Genomic DNA, 306 nt, shown 5'->3' on the forward strand with positions numbered 1-306 from the left:
CCGGTGAGGTTGCCGGTCACGCCGCCCAGGGTGCCGGCCACGCCGTTGACCAGGCCGCCCACCGGGTTGCTGCCGCCGGTGGTTCCGCCGAGGGAACCGGTGATGCCACCGACCGCGCCGGTTACGCCGCTGACCAGGCCACCCACCGGATTACTGCCGCCGGTGGCTCCGCCCAGGGAACCGGTGACACCGCCGACCAGGCCGCCCACGGGGTTGCTGCTGCCCACTGCTCCGCCCAGCGAACCGGTGACATTGCCCAGCAGTCCGCCGCTCGGGTTGCTGCCATTGACCAGGCCGCCGGCGGCG

1 pseudogene is annotated in these 306 nt (G+C 74.2%); it reads right to left on the minus strand.

Going from position 1 to position 306, the window contains the following annotated elements:
- Positions 1-306: pseudogene (locus ACCC94_RS30205) on the minus strand (hypothetical protein); the annotation flags it as partial.

The organism is Pseudomonas sp. Pseusp97, from assembly GCF_047304025.1.
Taxonomy (GTDB): domain Bacteria; phylum Pseudomonadota; class Gammaproteobacteria; order Pseudomonadales; family Pseudomonadaceae; genus Pseudomonas.